Annotated in this window: 25 protein-coding genes and 2 pseudogenes; 13 read left to right on the top strand and 14 right to left on the bottom strand. The window is 59.4% G+C overall.

Annotated elements, in window-relative coordinates:
- Window positions 1-39 precede the first annotated feature (39 nt).
- The 3 genes from ACVMB0_RS27555 to ligD all read right to left on the bottom strand — a co-directional run bounded on the left by ACVMB0_RS27555 (window position 40) and on the right by ligD (window position 5,938).
- A complete protein-coding gene (locus tag ACVMB0_RS27555; RefSeq protein WP_456754599.1) occupies window positions 40-3,723 on the bottom strand; it encodes a hypothetical protein in 3,684 nt (1,227 codons plus the stop codon).
- A gap of 238 nt (window positions 3,724-3,961) precedes the next feature.
- Window positions 3,962-4,732 carry a hypothetical protein gene (locus ACVMB0_RS27550; RefSeq protein WP_456754600.1) on the bottom strand — a complete coding sequence of 257 codons (771 nt, stop codon included), beginning with the start codon at window positions 4,730-4,732 and terminating at the stop codon, window positions 3,962-3,964.
- A gap of 282 nt (window positions 4,733-5,014) precedes the next feature.
- Window positions 5,015-5,938 (bottom strand): non-homologous end-joining DNA ligase, encoded by a 924-nt coding sequence (gene ligD / locus ACVMB0_RS27545; RefSeq protein WP_456754601.1) that lies wholly within the window; start codon window positions 5,936-5,938, stop codon window positions 5,015-5,017.
- Window positions 5,939-6,115: 177 nt separating this feature from the next.
- Between ligD and ACVMB0_RS27540 the strand changes: the two genes are divergently transcribed.
- A complete protein-coding gene (locus ACVMB0_RS27540) occupies window positions 6,116-6,340 on the top strand; it encodes a hypothetical protein (RefSeq protein WP_456754602.1) in 225 nt (74 codons plus the stop codon).
- Between the two features lie 234 nt (window positions 6,341-6,574).
- Here the strand turns inward: ACVMB0_RS27540 and ACVMB0_RS27535 are convergent, their stop codons facing one another.
- The gene (locus ACVMB0_RS27535) at window positions 6,575-6,838 is read right to left on the bottom strand and encodes a hypothetical protein (RefSeq protein WP_456754603.1); all 264 of its coding nucleotides are present in this window, start codon (window positions 6,836-6,838) and stop codon (window positions 6,575-6,577) included.
- Window positions 6,839-7,222: 384 nt separating this feature from the next.
- Complete coding sequence (locus tag ACVMB0_RS27530) at window positions 7,223-7,438, bottom strand: hypothetical protein (RefSeq protein WP_456754604.1); 216 nt, start codon at window positions 7,436-7,438, stop codon at window positions 7,223-7,225.
- 308 nt (window positions 7,439-7,746) lie between these two features.
- Here ACVMB0_RS27530 and ACVMB0_RS27525 point away from each other — a divergent pair, with 308 nt between their 5' ends.
- From ACVMB0_RS27525 to ACVMB0_RS27505, 5 genes are all read left to right on the top strand, one after another.
- On the top strand, window positions 7,747-7,932 hold the full coding sequence (locus ACVMB0_RS27525; RefSeq protein ID WP_456754605.1) for a hypothetical protein: 186 nt from the start codon (window positions 7,747-7,749) through the stop codon (window positions 7,930-7,932).
- A 159-nt stretch (window positions 7,933-8,091) separates the two neighbouring features.
- Entirely contained in the window at window positions 8,092-8,307 is a 216-nt protein-coding gene (locus ACVMB0_RS27520) for a hypothetical protein (RefSeq protein WP_456754606.1), read from the top strand.
- Window positions 8,304-8,465: a DUF2934 domain-containing protein gene (locus tag ACVMB0_RS27515; protein ID WP_456706837.1), complete on the top strand. Its 162-nt coding sequence runs from the start codon at window positions 8,304-8,306 to the stop codon at window positions 8,463-8,465. The genes ACVMB0_RS27520 and ACVMB0_RS27515 overlap by 4 nt, the downstream gene beginning before the upstream one ends.
- Before the next feature lie 314 nt (window positions 8,466-8,779).
- Window positions 8,780-8,983 carry a hypothetical protein gene (locus ACVMB0_RS27510; protein ID WP_456754607.1) on the top strand — a complete coding sequence of 68 codons (204 nt, stop codon included), beginning with the start codon at window positions 8,780-8,782 and terminating at the stop codon, window positions 8,981-8,983.
- Window positions 8,984-9,412: 429 nt separating this feature from the next.
- Window positions 9,413-9,544, top strand: coding sequence for a hypothetical protein (locus tag ACVMB0_RS27505; RefSeq protein WP_456754608.1), 132 nt, complete (start codon window positions 9,413-9,415; stop codon window positions 9,542-9,544).
- 32 nt (window positions 9,545-9,576) lie between these two features.
- Here the strand turns inward: ACVMB0_RS27505 and ACVMB0_RS27500 are convergent, their stop codons facing one another.
- The 4 genes from ACVMB0_RS27500 to ACVMB0_RS27485 all read right to left on the bottom strand — a co-directional run bounded on the left by ACVMB0_RS27500 (window position 9,577) and on the right by ACVMB0_RS27485 (window position 11,708).
- Window positions 9,577-9,726 (bottom strand): hypothetical protein, encoded by a 150-nt coding sequence (locus ACVMB0_RS27500; RefSeq protein ID WP_456749497.1) that lies wholly within the window; start codon window positions 9,724-9,726, stop codon window positions 9,577-9,579.
- A 574-nt stretch (window positions 9,727-10,300) separates the two neighbouring features.
- The gene (locus ACVMB0_RS27495; RefSeq protein ID WP_456754609.1) at window positions 10,301-10,714 is read right to left on the bottom strand and encodes a hypothetical protein; all 414 of its coding nucleotides are present in this window, start codon (window positions 10,712-10,714) and stop codon (window positions 10,301-10,303) included.
- 93 nt (window positions 10,715-10,807) lie between these two features.
- Window positions 10,808-10,987 carry a hypothetical protein gene (locus ACVMB0_RS27490; protein ID WP_456754610.1) on the bottom strand — a complete coding sequence of 60 codons (180 nt, stop codon included), beginning with the start codon at window positions 10,985-10,987 and terminating at the stop codon, window positions 10,808-10,810.
- A gap of 583 nt (window positions 10,988-11,570) precedes the next feature.
- Window positions 11,571-11,708 carry a hypothetical protein gene (locus ACVMB0_RS27485; RefSeq protein ID WP_456754611.1) on the bottom strand — a complete coding sequence of 46 codons (138 nt, stop codon included), beginning with the start codon at window positions 11,706-11,708 and terminating at the stop codon, window positions 11,571-11,573.
- A 446-nt stretch (window positions 11,709-12,154) separates the two neighbouring features.
- Here ACVMB0_RS27485 and ACVMB0_RS27480 point away from each other — a divergent pair, with 446 nt between their 5' ends.
- Window positions 12,155-13,066: an SDH family Clp fold serine proteinase gene (locus tag ACVMB0_RS27480; protein WP_456754612.1), complete on the top strand. Its 912-nt coding sequence runs from the start codon at window positions 12,155-12,157 to the stop codon at window positions 13,064-13,066.
- 96 nt (window positions 13,067-13,162) lie between these two features.
- Here the strand turns inward: ACVMB0_RS27480 and ACVMB0_RS27475 are convergent, their stop codons facing one another.
- The gene (locus tag ACVMB0_RS27475) at window positions 13,163-13,930 is read right to left on the bottom strand and encodes a hypothetical protein (protein WP_456754613.1); all 768 of its coding nucleotides are present in this window, start codon (window positions 13,928-13,930) and stop codon (window positions 13,163-13,165) included.
- 124 nt (window positions 13,931-14,054) lie between these two features.
- Window positions 14,055-14,192 carry a hypothetical protein gene (locus tag ACVMB0_RS27470; protein ID WP_456754614.1) on the bottom strand — a complete coding sequence of 46 codons (138 nt, stop codon included), beginning with the start codon at window positions 14,190-14,192 and terminating at the stop codon, window positions 14,055-14,057.
- Window positions 14,193-14,396: 204 nt separating this feature from the next.
- On the opposite strand from ACVMB0_RS27470, the gene ACVMB0_RS27465 reads away from it, so the two are divergent.
- Window positions 14,397-15,257, top strand: a complete 861-nt coding sequence (locus tag ACVMB0_RS27465; protein WP_456754615.1) for a hypothetical protein — start codon at window positions 14,397-14,399, stop codon at window positions 15,255-15,257.
- Window positions 15,258-15,422: 165 nt separating this feature from the next.
- Window positions 15,423-15,593 (top strand): hypothetical protein, encoded by a 171-nt coding sequence (locus ACVMB0_RS27460; protein ID WP_461348270.1) that lies wholly within the window; start codon window positions 15,423-15,425, stop codon window positions 15,591-15,593.
- 217 nt (window positions 15,594-15,810) lie between these two features.
- On the opposite strand, the gene ACVMB0_RS27455 is transcribed toward ACVMB0_RS27460, so the two are convergent.
- Window positions 15,811-16,089, bottom strand: a complete 279-nt coding sequence (locus tag ACVMB0_RS27455; protein WP_461349802.1) for a hypothetical protein — start codon at window positions 16,087-16,089, stop codon at window positions 15,811-15,813.
- Here ACVMB0_RS27455 and ACVMB0_RS27450 point away from each other — a divergent pair.
- The 4 genes and pseudogenes from ACVMB0_RS27450 to ACVMB0_RS27435 all read left to right on the top strand — a co-directional run.
- Window positions 16,066-16,116: pseudogene (locus ACVMB0_RS27450) on the top strand (hypothetical protein); the annotation flags it as partial. The gene ACVMB0_RS27455 and the pseudogene ACVMB0_RS27450 sit on opposite strands and share 24 nt — an antisense overlap.
- 131 nt (window positions 16,117-16,247) lie before the next feature.
- Window positions 16,248-16,718, top strand: a pseudogene (locus ACVMB0_RS27445) (IS66 family transposase); the annotation flags it as partial.
- A 72-nt stretch (window positions 16,719-16,790) separates the two neighbouring features.
- Window positions 16,791-16,964 (top strand): transposase domain-containing protein, encoded by a 174-nt coding sequence (locus ACVMB0_RS27440; RefSeq protein ID WP_461349718.1) that lies wholly within the window; start codon window positions 16,791-16,793, stop codon window positions 16,962-16,964.
- A gap of 245 nt (window positions 16,965-17,209) precedes the next feature.
- Complete coding sequence (locus ACVMB0_RS27435; protein ID WP_456754616.1) at window positions 17,210-17,641, top strand: DoxX family protein; 432 nt, start codon at window positions 17,210-17,212, stop codon at window positions 17,639-17,641.
- 223 nt (window positions 17,642-17,864) lie between these two features.
- On the opposite strand, the gene ACVMB0_RS27430 is transcribed toward ACVMB0_RS27435, so the two are convergent.
- Window positions 17,865-18,038 carry a hypothetical protein gene (locus ACVMB0_RS27430; RefSeq protein ID WP_456754617.1) on the bottom strand — a complete coding sequence of 58 codons (174 nt, stop codon included), beginning with the start codon at window positions 18,036-18,038 and terminating at the stop codon, window positions 17,865-17,867.
- A gap of 104 nt (window positions 18,039-18,142) precedes the next feature.
- The gene (locus ACVMB0_RS27425; protein WP_456754618.1) at window positions 18,143-18,562 is read right to left on the bottom strand and encodes a ribbon-helix-helix protein, CopG family; all 420 of its coding nucleotides are present in this window, start codon (window positions 18,560-18,562) and stop codon (window positions 18,143-18,145) included.
- Window positions 18,563-18,585: the final 23 nt, after the last annotated feature.

The following is an 18,585-nucleotide window of genomic DNA, read 5'->3' as shown; positions in this document are numbered from 1 at the left end:
AGATTAACACGCGGCGTGGGACATGACCACTCCGCTGTCCTAGGGCCGAGTGACCTTGTTCGCCAATCGCTCAGCTAGCCCAACAGGATGTTTTTGGCGGTTGATCGCCGATTCTTGCAGCTTCCTGGGCAGTTGCTGGTCGTAGCGGATCGCGCCCTGACTCGGGTTTCTGATATCGAGAGCCTGGTCCCGCAGGCCGCCGGCGATGCTTTGGTTCTTGTTGATCGTAGTGGTCAGGGTGGAGTAGGGCGAGACCAGACCGCGCCCCAGGAAATCAGCCTCCTGCGCGACCGCTCTAGCTGCACCGCGCCAATCGCCACGGGCGGCCTTGGCAACATCCCCGGGTTCGATGATTGGCTTCCCGCGCCAATCGAGACCTGAAAGCTGCGACATGGCTGTCGAGAGCGCCGGAGACAGGGTGAATGTATCGCGTGCTGCCGTGGTGAGGTTTTCCTTGCCCCGTGCCGCTTCGTAAAGATGGTACGGGATCGCGAGAGGCCCGCGCCGCGAGGCGCTTGCGTGGTCGTTGCCGCTGATCCACCGCGCGGCCTTATCCAGAACCGGATAGACGGCGAATGAGAGCAGCCCCATGGCGAACAAGTTTCCGATCGCGTCCAGCTTGTTGCCGCGAGATCCGCGCACGAGGTCCTTGGCGATGTTGACGTAGGAGTTGAAGACCCCATAGTGGTAGCGGCCGAAGACCATGAAAGTAGGTTCGGACAAAATCTGAGAGAAGATCCGCGCTCCTTGCTTGCTGCCCATGATGGTGGTTGGGATCCGATAGTTCGGAATGTGTCGCTCCGCTTTCGTGATGGCGTCCTGCATCGACATTCCGTCGCGCATGTGCTCGAGCACGGAATGAGTGAGAAACATATCGTTAGCGGCCCACATGGCGTGGCTTGAAGCCTTGTAAACAGCCTTCACAAGATCGCTTGGACCGACGCCGAACTGGCGCGCAATAGGGTCCCATCTTGACGGGTTCTTTTTGACCGCTTCCCCAAATCCCTTTGCGAGATTCTCGAGAGCGCTGCGCGAAATCACGCCGCCGTAGATCGTACCGGCTCCGCTCTCACGCAACTGCTTCTGCAATTCGTCCTGGCGAACGACGGACTTGATCGCCTTCAGGCCATCCAGGGCGAGGCTTTTATAACCGCCAGTACCGGGGAGCCATCGGAAGCCGCGCTCAACGAACCAATGTTCTCCCACGTTGCGGATGTGCGCCGTCGGCATCCAGAAGATCGTTTTGGTGACGGCTTGGCTCAGTTGCCGCAGGCGGTTGATTGCAGGCTCGTTGATCCCTGGGCGGGCGAAGTCATCCATGACATACGCAAGCTGCGGGTCCATCTTCCAGCCCTTGAAGTTTTGGAGCCGCGTCTCGATGTAGTTGTCCGGTGCTTTCTCGCCTGGCTTTTTGGCGTGCTTCAGGAATTCGGGGTTTGATTTAAGATCCTGCAGGAACTGCAGGTGCCGCGCAATCTCGCCAAGGTCGAGATTGGCCGCAGAGGCGGAGAGGGCGGCGTTGTGGTAATATTCGGGCTTGCCGCCGCCGGCCACGCGGGCGTGCTCTTCGATCTCCGGTGTCGTCGCTTCCTTCATCGTGAAGTCGCGGTGACCCAACTGATAGCTCTCGCCATTCTTGTATTCGAAGCCGGGGTCGACCACCTTCATCGGTCGGCCATTGTTCCACAATGTGAAGCCGTCATGGTTTAGCGAGATGACATAGCGACGACCCTCCGGGCTCTCCAACGCAACGAACTTGCGATCGAGCATCGTGCCGCGAGGACGCGTGGCGAGCGCATACGTGCCCTCGATCGGATCGGCGCTCTCACCCGGGTTCAGGATGTTTCGCTCCGGCGAGTCGCCTTTTCCGATGCGGTAGATGTGTTCCGTAATCTTGGGACCAAGCATGTCCGGATCAAGCTTCGAAACCTGATCGAAAAGCCGGTCGTTTTCGTCAAAGAGGGGTTTCAGGTGCTGATTATAGAGCGCCTGTTCATGCGGATCGAGCTGGCCGATCTTGCCGGCCTCGCGCGCAAAATACATCCGCTCGAGCGTCTTTGGGTTGTTCAGCTCCTCCGGCAGTGACGCCGCCCACTTCTGCAGGTCAATGACGTGTTGTTCTTTCGCCTTGCGCACCTTGTAGAGTTCGTCCGAGAGCGAGCGTGCGTATTCCTCCTGGGGGCTGAGATTGTCATCGTGGACGCCGCGGGCGATGTAGCTCTTGGTCGGCTTGCGTCCCGGCTCGAGGAATGAATGGAGAAAGGCCGATCCCTTGAGCTTGGACTTCAGGTCGTCGACAATCTTGCCGTGGTCGACCCAGCCGCCTTCGTCTTTCAGGAGCTTGTCCATCAGGCCGCGCACGGTGGGCGACTTGGAGTCGCGCACTGTCTCGGGCAGGTCGGGCTTCGTGCCGGGTAGTCCTTCGGCGCCGACTTCGCCCTGGACTTTATCGTCCTTCATGGCGGCCGGCATCGATGCGCCGGGTTCGGGTTCACCTGGCATCTCGTCAAATGATGGCAGCTGCACACCCTCAACCTGTTGTGCGGGACGAACCACTTGCTGCTGGTTGGGCTCTTGTACTGGCTGTGGCGCAGATTGGCGGGCAGGCTTTCCCTCGAGTTGATCCAGCAACGCCGCCGCCGTTGCCGGATCCACATCCCCTGTGGTCAGCATGTCGCCCTGTTCGGACGGCGCGTTGTCTTTTCCGTAAACGCGCTCCGACCGCTCCGGACTGGATTGTGGATTGCCTACGGTGTCGCCGGTCTCGGGAGGAGCGGGCTGGACGGTCGCAGCTTCGCCCTCGACGGCGGGCTGCTGCGATACCTGCGCCTCTTCCTGTGCCGGCTGGGCAGCTGGGTTGAGGTCGACATTGGGGCGGCCGGCGACGCGGCCAACTGCGCGAGCGCCAGCGCCGGACAGGGCTTCACCAGCGCGGTTGAAGCGCGGGAACGCTGCGCCCGCGGCGCCTGCGACCGCCAGCTTCGTCGGGTCGACTGAGCCTTCGTTGTAGAGTTCCTGCCCGGCCTCGAAACCGCCCATGAGCGCGCCGCCGAGGACACGCTCACCGACACGGGCGCCGGCTGCGGGAGACATTGTTGCGACGGCCGGAGCAATGCCGCCGACAAACGCCGTCTTCGGGTTCGCCTGGATGTTGGCGGCACGCTGCGCGTCATCGTTGAAGCCAATAGCGTCAAGGGCGATCGCCTGCGCTTTATCGGTCGCGGTAGAACCGCCGATCATACCGATCAATCCGCCAATGATGGGCCCGGCCGGCGCAAAGGGGCCAAGGAATGGCGCTGCAGCCGTACCTAGCGCAACGCCCGCTCCGGCACCGGCAACACCGCCGGCAGCTGGCAAGGCACCATGCGCAGCCTCGCGCCCGAATGTCTTTAACTTGCTCTCGGCTTGGGGGCGTTCCGGCGGATGCTCCGTTCCCGGCCACTGATCGTCGGACAGCAATCCGACGTCGGCGTCGGACAAGTAGGATTGTTCACCATTTTGCGGTGCTGCGCGGCGCTGTGGTTGCTGGTCTGCCCGCGGAAACTGCCGATCCCACTCCTCACCGGCCCACTGGTCTTCACCTGAAGTCTGAACCGGCGCAGCATCAGCTCGCGGGAAGCGCTGATCCCACTCCTTGCCGGCCCAATCCGGAAGATCATCGAACATGAGGGGACGTTCGTCCGTCATGTCATCGAACGATGGGAGGGTATAGTTCTTGGCCATAGCGGCGCCTCTCTGACGGGATCAATTTCTCGTCCGAGCGTGCGCCCAATTGCGTTTATAGGAACTTGGTGGCTTGAGGTTGCGGATCGCGGTGGAGCGTCCCCGGCGGCGAAATTTTTTGGCTGCCAGTGCTTCCTCAACAGTAGGCGAGAGGTGACGAGATGGCCAGCGCAACAGGCGACCAGCAGATCGCGCCCAGCAGAGCTGTCCGACATCGACTAAACAATGAAACTTCAAGCTAGCGCAGGAATCCGCTGAACATTGGCTGCAGGAATATGTGACATCCCACGGACGCCACCTCAGCCGTTACGAAGCCGAAGCGGAGATAGAGCCACGCCCAGAGTACGCCGGGCGCGACGTAGCGGATGGCGTCGTAAAACAGAAGTGACGCGGTGACGGGTTCCAAAACCACCACGTTGAACGAGATATTGATGCATTGCGCTATGATCATCGCCACGGCGATGTTCGGAGTGGAGGCCAGCCGAAGTTTGCTCAGCGCGAAGGCGAGGACGGAAAACACAAAAAGGCGGTAGATGATGTTCTCGAGAAAGGCGCGCATCATGAAGCCGATGAGTCGCACATAGAGCGGCTGCTGCAGCAGCTCGACGAGTTCGGGCCGCAACTTCGCCCTGAACAGGTAACAATCGAGCACGGCGACATAGACCGCGACGGCGAGCGCAGCCATAGTGCCGATCCAGAATGGACGCTTGGCGCTATGTCCTTCGATGTGTAGGCCGCATCCGGATCGTGATGCTGCGAGCCAGCCTGTCCAGGCCATGACGGCAATCAGCGCGATTCGGGCAAGCATGCTCCCGAAGGTGGCCGCAGCGAATATCGTATCAAATGGCGCGAAGGCAGCGATCGCGCACCCGATTGCGATGATCCAGCGCAAACCTGGATCGAAAAGACGTTTGCGCTCTGCGCTGGACCGGTACGGACTCAAATCGGGGCCGCGCTCAGTCTGTTGAAATTCCAAACGCGTCACCACAAAAATGTTTTTGCCCTGCAATGGTCGAGAGACTATCTCGCACCTTCCTAGCGAGCAAGCATTCTACACGTCAGGCGTGCAGTTAACCTTTCCGCGTCACTTATCGGCGGCCGCGCCCGCGGAACATGCTCCGAAACCCTCGTGGCAGCCGACGAGATTCATTGTCCGGCTTCGGCCTGTTGCACTTGGGGCAGGGAGCACCGGCGCCGCCGCACCGACAAGCATGATTGCCGATCCAAAGGCTGATCCGGGTGGTTCTCGCGACGCAGCCGGTATCGTCACACAGGATGCAGGCGGGCTCACTCATAGGTCTTCCCGCACGCCACGAAAGAACGGATGCCGCACCTTCCCCTCGGCGGATCTGGCCCGGTACTCGATCTCGGCAAGGATCTTTGGCTCGACCCAGATTCCCTTGTGCCGGATGCGCTTGGTGTAGGGCTGCGTCTGTCGGATCAGCGGGGTCAGGCGCTTCCGGAGATCGGCAGCCGAGGCTTTGTCAAAGCCATGGTCGACCTTGCCAGCATAGATAAACTCGCCGCCCTCGCGCCGGCCGACATAGATGCCGTCCCAGTCGTTGCCGTCGAGTGCAAAGCCGGCGATGGTCAGTGTCTCGCGCTGGACGCACGTCTTCTTCACCCAGTCGCGGCTGCGGGTGCCGGTCGGATAGACGCTGTCGGCGACCTTCGATACGACGCCCTCATAGCCGAGCTTGCAGGCATGGGCGAACATCTCAGGCCCGTCGACCTCGAAGCTTTCGCTGAACTGAATCTCCGTGCCAGCAATGAGCTTCTTCAGCACGGCCTTGCGCTCAGTTAATGGCAGCTTCCGCAGATCGCGGCCGTTGAGATAGAGCAGATCGAAAGCCACCAGCACGATCCTGGTCGAGTGCCCGCGCAACTCGTTCTGCAACACCGAGAAATCGGTGGTGCCATCTGCAGCCGGAACGACGATCTCACCGTCAATGATCGCGGAGGCGGCCGAGATGTGCCAGGCATCTTCGGCGACCTTCTTGAAGCGCTTGGTCCAGTCGTGCCCGCGCCGGGTGAAGATCTTCACTTCCTCGTTGGCGAGGTGGACCTGGACGCGGTAGCCATCGAACTTGATCTCGTGAATCCAGCGGGTACCGCTCGGCACCTTCTCGATCGGCGTCGCCAGTGCCGGCGCGATGAAGCCGGGAAAGCGCGCCTTGGTCCCGATCGGCTCGGGCTTCCTCCGCTGAAACGCCACAACGCAACTCCACAAACGATGAGCTGATTCAAACTGTCACAGTCGCGATCGTTCCGTCGATCGAGGTCCGCAATTGGAACTGGCGATCTTAGCTTGCGTTTTGCCAGAACGACAGCGAAGCGGCTCACCGCGAAGCCGACGCGGAAGTCCGCCTGGCCCTGCAATAAGGAGAGCCGCATGGACATGAAAGAAACCTCGGCCATGACGGAAGCTTCTGGGCTAATCGAGGAGCAGGACGGCAGCAGTCGGACTTTCGAAGCGCCCGGTCGACAGCCGCAGCAGCCTTCGAAGGACGTTGCTCTGCGCTTGGCCGAGCGCTTGCGTGAGGTTGCCGTGAAAGCGCCCCTGCAGTCGCTCTTCGTCGCCTTCTTGATCGGGATCTGGGTCGCCCGGCGGCGCTAACCGAATCTGCCAACCGGCATGCCTCATGGCCAGAAGCTCATAATGTTTCTGAGCCCATGGCTCTGAGCAGCTGCATTGCTGACCAATTGATAGGGTTCAGGACGTGCGCGAGATGGTCAAAAGGTCGCGGCTCCATGGGCACGTTCTGGTCGGCGGGCGCACGCATCGCACGTCCCGCATAAATGGTCCCGACGCTCTTTGGCGGCGGGACCAAAATTCCAGGTCAATGTAGCACTACATCGATTTCTTATGGCGTTTATGGCGCTTATGAGAACTGCTCTTCATTCCCGTTCCGCTCTTCATCCCACCCTTTTCGGCAGTGTCATTGGCCGTTGCGCCAGGATTTGCCGACGCCGGGCTGCTTGAAGCGCCCTGACCGCTCTTCTGAGAGGGCGAATTGCCACCCCCACCACCGCCGCCGCCTCCACCTTGAGCGGACGCCGCTGCAATCGATCCAAAGATAAACGCCGTCGCCAAAACCACTTTCGTAATTCTCATGGGTATTCCTCCGAATGTGCCCCATCCGGCAAACCGGTGGGGTCCGAGTCGTTCCTAGAACGCGCAGTGACGGGCGCAGCACGTGGTGTAGCTAAGAACAATGTTTTGTGCGGACGATCATGACGGAGAGGCGGGTGATAGGCCCTGGCGTCCAGAGGGATTGGAAGCCGGGGCCTCGCGTGTGCTGTTTTGTACAGAAGTTTGGAACGGATTACCCTCCGAAGGAGGAGTGAAACGAGCGGGTTCGCCCCCTGCAGGCACCCGATCTGGCTAATGAAAATAGGTCATTCCTCCCGCCACGGCCGCGACGACTAAAGACAAAGCGGCGGCGGCGATAATCCAAGGCATGTCTTTGCGCTCTCGGGGGGTCATCAATAATGCCTACTAGGGGTGTAGAAGCGAAAGCAGGCGTTGGCGGTTCTGCTCTCTGTCGAGCTGATTTTTGCGCATCACTTCGAGTTCGGCTTCAACCTTGGTGACGTTTTGATTCAGCCGCTTCGATTCGATCAGCAACGCCTCAAGCTCAGCGAGCCGCCTTTCACCTTCGACCACGTCGAGTTCAATCTGCCTCAACTCGTCCATGATCGCGTCTTTGTACATCTTAGTCGCGCGCACCTGTGCGGTTACAGCCGTGTGAGCTTAAACACTTCCAAGAGCTCGCCGTTCCTTAAAGCCTTACGCTGGAGGATTTTTAGGAAGGTCACGGTGGGAATAAGTGGGAGCGGCAGGATGAAAAGGGTTTAGTCTATGTCCGGCGTTGAATGCTATCGGCGCCCGGGACGAGGGGCCGCTCGGCTCATCGGCGAGGAAGGCGCGAGGCCGCGAGGCGCGCTCGCGCCTATGTCGGGCCGCTGGGCACTGCTCCTGGCGCTCTGGAACGGTCCGAACGCTGATGGATTTTTCCGTTCATGAGCGCGGACGATTATCTCGAGAGGGCTGAACAGTACCGTCGGGCCAGAGAGACAGCCGACGACACGTTCACGCGCTATTTTCTTGAGCGGATGGAGCATGGTTATCGAATCCTGGCTGCCAGCGAAGCAGCACTCGCGGCCTCGCAAAAAGCGGAAGAGAAACTGAACAATCGGCGCGACTAGCTGGACCCGTCAGGCTCTTAGTTTCCGGTACTCGCCGTTAGTCGTAGGGCAGGGCTTGATCGGGTCGGCTGAACGCCTTCCTCTCATCATGTAGACTTGGCCTCAGCGACTGCGCCCTTCGCTATAGGAACGCGGTGTTCCGTCCAGAGTTAGTTCACCATGACCAGTGAGAGCGTACAGGCAACTATAGAGGATGCCGTCCGGATCGCTTGGAATTTCCTTCATGGTTCCGGCGAGATTATTGATGGCTATGAAGCAACCAGTTTCCTCGTGGCCGCGATAGGAAAGCTCGCGCTGGCTGGTGAGCGGCGCAAACTTATGCTGGCGAACCGCGCCATCGATGCCTACCGGCGGAGCAGGACGCAAGCCGCATGAACAAACGAATTGACGAGGCGGTAGCGGTGCGAGCTTATGAGCTGTGGGAAAAAGCGGGAAAGCCCGATGGTCGCGACGAAGAATTTTGGCGCTTGGCCGAGCAGGAGTTGATCAACGAAGACCGATCCTCACCGCTCCGAACGCCTGACACCCTGTAATCAGTCCGAAGTGCCCGACCAGCGAAACCGGGCCTGAACGTCGGAAGGGTACCGAGGCGGCGGTGAACCTGATCCGACGTTTGATTCCCATCAAAATTGATAGTCCCACAAACGTTCGCCGCGGTGAGCGGGCAAGGCAGCTCGCTGACGGTCACGCATAAAGCTTCGGGAAGGTTCTCCTCGCATCGAACGCCCGAGCGGTTGGCCACCTCAGAGCGGACCTATTGAAGTTCTAGCTCGAAGATTGGGGGAACATATAGCTTACATGAAACTTACATTCCCGTTCCGCAGGAACCTAGCTGGGAGGGGAATGCATGGGTCAAGTACGCCGTCGCGTCAAGCAAACCAACTCACTTGAAGAGCGCCTTTTCGAGCGAGCCAAGGAATTACGCGACCAAGCCGCAATGCTGGCCCCAGGGACCGAGAAGGAAGCGCTGTTGAAGCTGGCGCGGCAAGCTGAGGCTGGTGCAAGCATGACCGAATGGCTGCGCGGTCCCAGACTACAGTCTACGACATGAACCGATCCGCGGAGCCCAGCAACGCGCTAAAGATGGCAGCTGGAGTGTCTGTTTTGCTCACCCTATTGCTCCTGGGTTTTTTCTTTATCGCGTTTTAGCGTAAGGGCGGCTCGATTGGTGGCGCTTCCACTCTCCCCAAGCTGCTGGCGGGGGCTTCCATTCGACCCCGGAGTTCTCCGGATACATCCATAAAGAACTCTTTAAAGCCGCGCTGCGATCCTGGTTATCGATGGATCAAGACCCGCCACGGGAACGGCTCGTGCCCTTGTTGAGGCGCGGTTACGTTCGACTGGCGGGTTGGATGGTACGCGACAACAGAACGGTGGAGGCAAGCCGATTGCCGGAGCCGACGCGGACCGAAGCGCCAGCTAGAACCCAGGAATCGTCACGACATCCGGAGCCGCCCAGACCTTAAAGGAGCGTGATTTCATGAAGGGCTTGTTGCTCGCTTTCGGCATCCTTTTGGCACTTTACGTCGCCGACCAGCATTTCAACCACGGTCAGTACACCGACGCCGTCCAGCGTATGGCGGCTCAGATGAGACATTCGTTCGGAGTGTAAGGCCGTGCCAGCATAGCGCCATGCAATGTTCGTTACAGGCCGGCGCCGACGTCGATCCCGTATCGCGCAAGGGCGATCGACAGCACCAAACCGAAAAGGCTGAATAGAGTGACCACCGCAAGGCTCGACATCGGCCGGTGCGTGGCCCGGAGATCCGTTACGGGCTTCGAAAGAGCAACCATCTGAAATTCTCCCCAAATCAATGCGGAGAGGCTAGTAGTTAAATATTACCAGCAGATTTCGCCGATTGTTTCAATTGAGCTTCGCCGGAACGCGCAGTTCTCACGCCGGATGGGGATCGCGCTCAGCGCCGGGTAGGCGCTGCTGTTTCTTTCAACGAGCAGAGGGCGGCAATGGCCACGCCAAATAGGAACGCGGACCGTTTTCCTTCAGTTGCCCGGGAGAAATCTTGGAGCCAATCACTATGAAACTTCTAGCCGCCGCGCCGGCCCTTCCTGGTCCTCGCCCTTTCAGCCGTCTCTGCGCAGCCTTCAGGGAGTCCCAGCGGCCGCGGTGCTGTCACCGGTGATCCGGCAGCCAGCTCGATGACACCAAGCAGAGACCCCCGGGGCACTACCGGTATGTCCCAAAGCACGAGCAGCGGAAGCGGAACGTCCACCTCTGGCGGAAAGGACGCTACCGGGGATGAGGGCCGAGATGCGATGCCCGAAAGCAACAAGGCAGTGCGTCCGGAGAGCCAACAGCCTCGTAAACCCTGAGGCGGAGGGGACGTCCTTCTGGCGGCGCCGCAGTGTGTCACCGCTCTCCCGGCCACCACGTCGACGGCGGGTTCAGCGCGGATATTTTGTTCGTCCGCAATGCCACCAGGTGGCTGCGCTTGAACGGATGGCCGTTCCGGCGCGAACACTGCTTGCACCGCATGTACCGTTCCAACTCGTGGATCGGCGTCCACTTTGGGCGTCTGACGATGTCCAGTGCGACCGTCTGATGGGTGTCGCAGCCGAGGCACTTCACCTCGAGATAGCCGTAGCCGGCGTTCAGAGCATCGCCGAGGGCAGGGGATGGCTGGGCTGGTCCCTGGAAGGCGAGCATGCGGGCATTCCATGCCTGACAGGCAAGCGAGTCGGCATCCCGGCGTGCCTCCACAGCCCGTTCGGCCAGATGCCGGACGGTGGCGCCGAACATATACTCCCGGGATTTCGAGCCCATGCGGCCCTGATCGCGCTGAATCCGGCGATCTGGAAGCCGCTAGGACTGGCGTCCGGCGTGTGCTGGAAATGCGAGACTTTGGTCAATCAGGAGTCAGGACGACGGCTTCCGAAAAGGCACCACCACTCCGTCGGCCGCACGAATTGCTACCTTGGCCAGTTCCAATGCGTCGAACCCGACATTCACAAGCGCATCCGCGACGCCCTGACGGTCTAGCTCGCGCACGATCGCCTCGCTTACCCTCATCAATCGATCGGGGTCGGCTTCTGTCATGGGCATGGCGTAGCTAATGACGACGGGCGGAGGAAAAGTTCGAACCGTCGGGGGCTGTTTAGTTCGACCGGTCGACAGAACAAATTAAGATGGCCGTCGAATAACGCCCGGCAGCCTGAAGCCGCCGGGCGATAACTGTCGTCTCCATGTTGCAGTCCTATGTATCTACACATTTCAGCTGACATCAAGCTTACGCCGGCCCCGTAAAAGACCGGTCGATATTTCGATGACCTCATAAGAAATAATTAGGGTATCTAAGTTACCTTACTTCTCGATCCTGACCTTGCCCGTCCGGATCACCTGCATATTGATGCCTTGGAATTCGGCCCCGTCACGTCTCAGCGTGACGGGGTTTTCCATTTTGGCGCTACCGTGCTTTGCCGGATTGCTGCGCGTGCGAAGTGGGCTACAATTTTCGGGCCGGGGCAGGATTTCAGCGAAGATCAGTATTTCGAGAATTTCCGGCAGGGGGCCGTTTACGCGAGCGGCCCCTTTTCTATTCGGCGGACGGGTGAGCCCTCACTGGGAGCGACCGGAGTATGCTTGATGATCCGGCCGCGGTCGTCTTCTGCCATCACGGCTTTCAGAATGGAATCACATCGCCGTCCGCGGCGCGGATCACGACCTTGGCCAGATCCATGATCTTGAAGCCTCGATCAGCCAGCATGTTGGCGACGCCCTGACGGTCCATTTCGTACACGACCGCCTCGGCGACCTTCATCAGACGGGCAGTCTCGGCGGTGGGGTCTGACATCGGAGGGGCCGGCGGTGGGGGATGCGAGAGGGGGCAAGTCGCAGCTCGTGTACGCAAAATCAGGCTGAATGAATATGGTCAACGGTGTGTTAACCGCGAATCGGGCCTCCTACCCGGAACCCGCGTACGGCAAGCTCCGTTGTGGTTTGGTAGAAAAAACCATGCCCATTGAGGGATTTCCATGATAGGCAAGCCAGACTCAGGCCAGAATCGGACGAGAAGCAGGGCGTCCAACAAGCAACGACATGGGGCCGTCATGGGAAATCGCGAAGCCGTACTAGGCACACTCGGAATAGCCGTTGGCGGCCATCAGGCTACCTTGGGCTCGTACGAGGCCGCATGGGAAACTAACTTCTCGGCCTACTCCGATTACACTCCGGTCACTGTCAGGTCACACACAACGCGGACCGATCATGCCGGCGTGGAACGAAATAAATCAAGAGATTGATAGTCTTAGTGCGCCCGATGCGCACGACCAAGTCCGCAAGAAATACCTCAAGGCTCTGACTTCCAAGACGGGGCGCCCCGTCATTGGGTACTATTCCGGCTTCCTTTGGAAGCGGGACAAGGAAGGTCGTTTCCACGCGGAATGCGCGATCAGCGACCTCGACATGAACGGCTTCATGGCCGTCATCCATGGTCTGCCCAAGGACAAGGGGCTTGATCTGATCCTGCATACGCCGGGCGGCGGGATCGAGGCCGCCCGAGGGATCGTCGAATACCTCTACAAGATCTTCGGCAAAGACCTGCGAGCGATAGTGCCGCACATGGCTATGTCAGCCGGTACGATGATGGCCTGCGCGACGAAGACCATCCTTCTTGGGAAGCACTCTTGCTTGGGCCCGACCGATCCGCAAATACGCGGGTTCGCCGCGATGGGCATCTTGGCCGAGGTTGATCGTGCCATGGACGAGATAAAGAAGGACCAGATGAAGGCCCTCCTGTGGCAACAGGTATTCGCGAAGTACCCGCCCGCGTTTATCTCCGACTGCGAACGATCGGTCGAGGGAGCTCGGACGATGGTGAAGGAATGGCTGCAGCACAACATGCTATCAGGCGCTTCAGATCCGCTGACCGCTGCAGAGGCAGTAACCAAGAGCCTGATGGACTATAGCGGCACAACCGAACATTCGCATCATTTCCTGATCGACAAGTGTATTGAAATCGGGCTGAGCATCGAAGCGATAGAGTCAGATCAGGAACTGCAAGAACGGATCCTGAGTGTCCATCATTGCTACATGGCGAGTTTCGCCCGCTCATCGGCTTTGAAGATCATCGATAATTCCAACGAGCAAACTTGGACAGTCGACGGAACAACACCCTAAGTAAGGTTGCTGGTCGGGCGATTGCGGAGCAAGGAAGTAGCAAAAGGCCTGCTCAACAGCGGTGAGCTACTGCGCCGTCAAGTGGGTGCGGAAAACTCACTCGTCCTGCCAGTCGATGACGAGTCGACCGCCAAAAAAATCGACGGCAAGCGCGATCTTATTGAAGTCATCGCCTTTGGACTTGCGGCGAGGACCAACGAAGTATTCGCCACAACCAAGCTGCCGGCTCAACTTCTTGATGCTGATTTTGTCCTCTTCGGCTCGACGCCTGATTTGCTGTCGCAGATCATCAGGCAATGCTGGCTTGTCCTTCTTCAACTGCATTCGCTTTGCCTGCTGAAGAATCGAGCTTTCGGAATGACGTGGAAATGCACCTTTCAGATCGGCGCGCTTGCACGAAGGCCACATTTTCCGAAGCCTGACCAGTTCGGCGCCAGTCCATGAGTTTACATAGGCGTTGCATCCTAGTGCCTTTCTCCGGACCCTCACTGCTTCGGGCGTGCGGTTCTTGAACAGTTTTGCCAATTCCCGAATTGGCTTGGCCGCGTGTCTACGAATTTTCCTATCCTCCGCAGGCGTCCACCACCGCGGCTGTGTGGAGAAGCCCATCGCGCTACGTCGGCCCTGTACGGCATTTTGCGTTCGGCCAGGAAGCAACTCGACTGCCCGCGCAATCGAGTTCGCGCATATGATTGCGTCCTCTTCGGCTGTCCAACGCTTCGGTGTGGTGGCACCGAGCGCCCTTCGCCGGGCCCGGCAGGCTCCCCATGATCGACCTTGCAGCCTCCGCGCCGCTTCAGCTGGAGCAAACTCCTTGATTATCGCGTCTTCCTGCTGAGTCCACTGATCGGCACGGTTCGGCATCGGGGCGCGCCTCCACGCAGCCTTGAGCCTTCTGCTGATCTCAGGAGGTTGGAATGCTTCTCTGACTTGATGTCCCCGCAATACCCGCAATTCACCGGGCGATGGGCAAGCGCCGCGGCCGGGCCTAATTGCCCATTGAGCGCAGAGCATTTTCGGTCATTTGCTTCCGGTAGGCCGCGCGTGCGTTGAAGCGAGCCGCGATCAACAATGCTGCAGGAATGCCGACTACTGCGAGAAAAGCCAAGGTGCCGATGGTTGCCATCGTCTAGCTCCCGGTGAGAACTTCCAAGATTCTGAATCAGCCAGGAGTTGAGCGCAAGGGTTAATCCGACCCGTCGGTCGTTCACGTCGTGCGATTTTTTGCAGTGGAGAACACCGGACGAGCGTCACCCTTGCTGCCCAAATATTTGATGCGACTCACCCTTCTTGTTTCCCGACGCTGTCCCGCGCCAAGTGGAGGGAAACAATGTGGCATTCGCCGAAGGGAGTTATTCAGAGGAAAGGGCTGACCGATGAAAAGGCAACGCGCATGCTCGAAGGCTTTCGAGCCGGCAGCACGCTGCGTCCTTATCATTTGCCAACGGCTAAGTTCAAAGCATATTGCGACTCTCATCCGGCCTATGCGGAGATCGCGCTGCCGCTCTTAGCGGCAAATCTCGTGGCCTCAAATAAGCGCAAGGGCGCACTGAAGCGAAACCAGACGCACTGCAAGGCCGGCCATCCCCTGTCCGGAACCAATCTCTATATCGAAAAGAGAACCGGTTTTCGCAGGTGCATGACTTGTATACTGCGGCGCAATGCTGAGCCGAGCCCGCCGACCACAGAACAGGTCGAGCGCGTGACGGCCGCGATCAACGCGGGTCAGAGAGCGGTTCAATTCTGTGGCAACGGATCTCCTGACCGGATCTTCGGTTTCAACAAGCTGAAGATACTTCGACAGAACAATCCGGAGTTCGACAGGCTTTACACGACCAAGATTTTACTCGTTCGGCCTCGATCGAATATGGTCACGCATCGCGAGGTCACCCTCACGCCGGCGCAGCAAGAATATCAGCGCGTCGCTCGACTCGTGCCGTATCAATTGCCACACGACATCAGGGACGACGTCATTCAATCCATCTTCCTGGCAATTCTAGAGGGCTCATTGCAACTGGATCAGGTGCAGGCTCGGGTCAAAGAGTTTGTGAGGGCGCACTATCGCGAAGCCAACAAGCATGGTGTTGGCAAGTTCGGCCTTAGGTCATTGGACGCGCCGATCAAAGTCGACAGCAAGCTGACTCGAATGGACGTTATCTCCTTGAGACGATGGGAGGCTGGTGAGAGATAGAGGGGAAGCAATCTCAAACGCTGATGGCCGCTGGGCTGAGCCCGGTCGCTGTTATACGCAGGCCGTTGCCGTAGTTTTACGGAATCAGCCTGGTCCGATTAGGCGTTGTCATTCTCAATCTGCGATGCAGAGTCGACTGGCTTCGCGCATTTTAAGGAGCGACAGATGATTGATCAAAGAACCGCGCCTTATGCGGCGCTGCTGTTGCGTATCACCATTAGCGGATACTTCATCGCCGCGCTGTACGGCAAATGCAGTGCACAGGCGGAGCTGTCGGACAACGAGGCGCTGATCGCGCATCTCGAGCTGCGGACGAGAAGCTCAAACGCGAACTGACGGGCAGCGCTCGAGCGCTCGGCACGGCTGCTCGAGCAGCTTTGGAGCTCGAAGAACTCGTCACCACAGCGAGCGAGGATGAGCTTGAGGCCGCAGCGGCGAAGACGCAGAACGTGGCGCAAGCGGCTGCGCAAGCCATGGCCGGAGACATCGAACGCGAGCGCGTATTGAGGCTCCAACGACCTGTGCCTGCTGCGGTGGATCGCGGCTGGCGAGATCAGGATCCAAGACGCTGGAGGAGATCCCGCGCCGCTTCAAGCTGATCGAGACGGTACGCGAGAAGTGCCGCGATTGCGAGAAGATCTGGACGCTTCATCGGCCCACAATTGCTGGCGACGATCCTGTTCGACAAGTTCGCATGCATATAACGCCAGAGTGCGCGCTTCAAGCCGAGGGGATCGAGTTTCGACGCTACCAGGTCGGCCACGGGACCTTCGCCGTCATGCCGCTCTTCCACTTGATCGAACGCCATGTGCTCGCGGCCGAGCGCCTTCATGGCGATGACACCACCATCCGTATCCTGGCGAAGGGCAAGTGCACGACCGGGCGGATCTGGACTTATGTGCGGGATGACCGGCCCTCGCCGGGCCTGCGCCGCCGGCGGCGGTCTATTACGCCTCGAGCGACCGACGAGGCGAGCATCCCCAGAAGCATCTGGCCGTCTTCGCCGGTATCCTGCAAGCCGATTGCTACAACGGCTTCGAGCCGCTGTTCGACCCGCAGAAGAAGGTGCTGCCGATCACGCCGGCGTTTTTGCTTTGCCCATGCGCGGCGGGGCTTCTTCGAGCTGGCTGACATCGAGAAAAATGCCCGGGAAGGTAAGAAGGGCAAACCGGTCTCTCCGATCGCGCTGGAGGCGGTCAGACGCCTCGATGCGTTGTTCGAGATCGAGCGCGCCATCAACGGCCGCGGCGCCGACGAGCGGCGCGCCGTGCGCCAGGAAAAGAGCAAGCCGCTCCTCGGGGACATGCACGCCTGGTTGTTGCGCGAGCCGCGAAAACCCTCTCTCGCTCCTCCGAGGTCCTGAAGCCTATGAATTACATGCTCAGGCGCTGGGACGACTTCGGCCGCTTCCTCGACGATGGCAGGATCTGCTTGACCAACAATTGTGCTGAGCGCGCATTGAGAGGCATCGCCTTGGGAAGGCGCAACTGGACCTTCGCCGGCAGCCAGCGTGGTGCCGACCGTGCCGCCATCATGTTGACGATGATCACGACCTGTCGTCTCAACGACGTCGATCCGAAAGCCTGGCTCGCCGACGTCCTTGCCCGCATCGCCGATCTTCCCGCATCGCGTCTGCACGAACTGCTGCCCTGGGAATGGAAGCTCCTGCGCCAGGCCGATAAGCCCGCCGGTCAGCAGGCCGCCTGACCATCACCCAACCGATCATAGAGCTCACTGTGCCCGCGCGCATGCGTCAATCAGGCGGTCTTCGTCGTATGCGTACGATAGAGGGAAGCAATCTCAAACGCTGATGGCCGCTGGGCTGAGCCCGGTCGCTGTTATACGCAGGCCGTTGCCGTAGTTTTACGGAATCAGCCTGGTCCGATTAGGCGTTGTCATTCTCAATCTGCGATGCAGAGTCGACTGGCTTCGCGCATTTTAAGGAGCGACAGATGATTGATCAAAGAACCGCGCCTTATGCGGCGCTGCTGTTGCGTATCACCATTAGCGGATACTTCATCGCCGCGCTGTACGGCAAATTTTTTCTGAGAGGGATCAGCGCCTGGTGGCAGGGGCTTGTTAAAGCGGGCTACCCGGACTGGGTGCTTGCATACACCCTTAGCGCCGAATTCGCGTCTGCAATTTTGCTGCTGCTGGGCGTCTATGCGCGTTGGGTCAGCTTGTACACGCTCCCAATGATGCTTGGAGCGACCCACTACTGGATGGTTCGAAAAAATTTCTGGTTCGTGGAAGGTGGATGGGCAATGCCATTCGCGTGGTCAGTCATGTTGCTTGTCCAGGCACTGCTAGGAGATGGGGCGCTCGCATTGAAGATGCCGAGCTTGCCATGGGAGCGCGGATATAAACAACGGGCGGCGGTCTAGCCCAAACATCGCTGAAAGTTTGCCCGTCCTATCACCATCAACGCGTGGAGGGGGCTTCGCCGAATGGATCAAGATCACAGAAAGAGTTTCGTCTCAAGTTGAGACGAAAGTGGCGGGAAAGGGAAGGCCCGAAGGCGGGATCAATGCTATGGCCCGAGCCATTTCGTCCTCCACCGTGGGCGGCCCAAACTTTGGTCTTGCGTGGGCATCCAGCCGCTGGCGCTTAGCCTGCTTTGGCGCGGTTGGCGGCTTCTGCCTCTCGCGCAAGCCGTTCTGCCTTTAGGCGCTCTCGGTTCTCGTGGAATGCCTTTTGCGCTTTGGCGTAATCAGTCAAAGCTTCCTTGGCTTCCGCCTGCCTGAAGACCTTACGAGCTTCTCTTTCTGCGCCTGTCGGCATGCTCCTTCGCTCTCGATCGTGTGCCATTGCTGCACCTCCTTTGAATCAACGAACGGCGCCGGCTTTCGATCCTATCAGGACGAAGGGTGCTCGTTTCGGGCGGATCATTTCCGGTTGCGGTCGCGCCGCACCTTTTGGAATTCGTCGGGCCCCTTGACGAGCTGGCGCTTGCGGTCGGCTTGCTCTTCCGAACTGGCGGTGCGGTCCGCTATTTTGTCGATTGCTTTGTCTGCCATGTCGCGAGCACGCTGGCGCTGGCTTTCGCTCTTGGGTCGGACTGCAGTGGCCGACGTCAAGCCAATCTCGACCAGCCGGCGGATAGCCTCGGAGCGGCTCAAGGCTTCAGTGGCCGAATAGGCGTCGATCGCCTCAATCATCGCCTCGGGAAGACGGATGTGCACTCCAGGGTCGCGCCCGCCGGTGGGTGGCCGGCCGCGCTTCTTTTTTGGTGCTACCATAATTGACTTTGCCATAATTACGGTGCTACCATAAAATCGAGCCGAGAGGAAGCCGCGAACTTCCATCTCGGCCCTAACCCGAGGCCACG

The sequence above is a fragment of the Bradyrhizobium sp. USDA 4451 genome (genome assembly GCF_054822585.1).
Note: the sequence above shows the minus strand (reverse complement) of the source record. Positions and strands in the feature narration are given on the sequence as shown.

What these genes read in the sequence shown, in the direction of transcription:
- ACVMB0_RS27470 (WP_456754614.1), bottom strand. Translation starts at nt 14,192, where the DNA reads ATGGCAACCATCGGCACCTTGGCTTTTCTCGCAGTAGTCGGCATTCCT.
- ACVMB0_RS27440 (WP_461349718.1), top strand. Translation starts at nt 16,791, where the DNA reads ATGTTGACGATGATCACGACCTGTCGTCTCAACGACGTCGATCCGAAA.
- ACVMB0_RS27515 (WP_456706837.1), top strand. Translation starts at nt 8,304, where the DNA reads ATGAACAAACGAATTGACGAGGCGGTAGCGGTGCGAGCTTATGAGCTG.
- ACVMB0_RS27520 (WP_456754606.1), top strand. Translation starts at nt 8,092, where the DNA reads ATGACCAGTGAGAGCGTACAGGCAACTATAGAGGATGCCGTCCGGATC.
- ACVMB0_RS27490 (WP_456754610.1), bottom strand. Translation starts at nt 10,987, where the DNA reads ATGACAGAAGCCGACCCCGATCGATTGATGAGGGTAAGCGAGGCGATC.
- ACVMB0_RS27495 (WP_456754609.1), bottom strand. Translation starts at nt 10,714, where the DNA reads ATGGGCTCGAAATCCCGGGAGTATATGTTCGGCGCCACCGTCCGGCAT.
- ACVMB0_RS27540 (WP_456754602.1), top strand. Translation starts at nt 6,116, where the DNA reads ATGGACATGAAAGAAACCTCGGCCATGACGGAAGCTTCTGGGCTAATC.
- ACVMB0_RS27535 (WP_456754603.1), bottom strand. Translation starts at nt 6,838, where the DNA reads ATGAGAATTACGAAAGTGGTTTTGGCGACGGCGTTTATCTTTGGATCG.
- ACVMB0_RS27510 (WP_456754607.1), top strand. Translation starts at nt 8,780, where the DNA reads ATGGGTCAAGTACGCCGTCGCGTCAAGCAAACCAACTCACTTGAAGAG.
- ACVMB0_RS27475 (WP_456754613.1), bottom strand. Translation starts at nt 13,930, where the DNA reads ATGCCGAACCGTGCCGATCAGTGGACTCAGCAGGAAGACGCGATAATC.
- ACVMB0_RS27435 (WP_456754616.1), top strand. Translation starts at nt 17,210, where the DNA reads ATGATTGATCAAAGAACCGCGCCTTATGCGGCGCTGCTGTTGCGTATC.
- ACVMB0_RS27460 (WP_461348270.1), top strand. Translation starts at nt 15,423, where the DNA reads ATGATTGATCAAAGAACCGCGCCTTATGCGGCGCTGCTGTTGCGTATC.
- ACVMB0_RS27465 (WP_456754615.1), top strand. Translation starts at nt 14,397, where the DNA reads ATGTGGCATTCGCCGAAGGGAGTTATTCAGAGGAAAGGGCTGACCGAT.
- ACVMB0_RS27555 (WP_456754599.1), bottom strand. Translation starts at nt 3,723, where the DNA reads ATGGCCAAGAACTATACCCTCCCATCGTTCGATGACATGACGGACGAA.
- ACVMB0_RS27500 (WP_456749497.1), bottom strand. Translation starts at nt 9,726, where the DNA reads ATGGTTGCTCTTTCGAAGCCCGTAACGGATCTCCGGGCCACGCACCGG.
- ACVMB0_RS27430 (WP_456754617.1), bottom strand. Translation starts at nt 18,038, where the DNA reads ATGCCGACAGGCGCAGAAAGAGAAGCTCGTAAGGTCTTCAGGCAGGCG.
- ACVMB0_RS27455 (WP_461349802.1), bottom strand. Translation starts at nt 16,089, where the DNA reads ATGAAGGCGCTCGGCCGCGAGCACATGGCGTTCGATCAAGTGGAAGAG.
- ACVMB0_RS27485 (WP_456754611.1), bottom strand. Translation starts at nt 11,708, where the DNA reads ATGAAGGTCGCCGAGGCGGTCGTGTACGAAATGGACCGTCAGGGCGTC.
- ACVMB0_RS27530 (WP_456754604.1), bottom strand. Translation starts at nt 7,438, where the DNA reads ATGTACAAAGACGCGATCATGGACGAGTTGAGGCAGATTGAACTCGAC.
- ACVMB0_RS27505 (WP_456754608.1), top strand. Translation starts at nt 9,413, where the DNA reads ATGAAGGGCTTGTTGCTCGCTTTCGGCATCCTTTTGGCACTTTACGTC.
- ACVMB0_RS27525 (WP_456754605.1), top strand. Translation starts at nt 7,747, where the DNA reads ATGAGCGCGGACGATTATCTCGAGAGGGCTGAACAGTACCGTCGGGCC.
- ACVMB0_RS27480 (WP_456754612.1), top strand. Translation starts at nt 12,155, where the DNA reads ATGCCGGCGTGGAACGAAATAAATCAAGAGATTGATAGTCTTAGTGCG.
- ACVMB0_RS27425 (WP_456754618.1), bottom strand. Translation starts at nt 18,562, where the DNA reads ATGGAAGTTCGCGGCTTCCTCTCGGCTCGATTTTATGGTAGCACCGTA.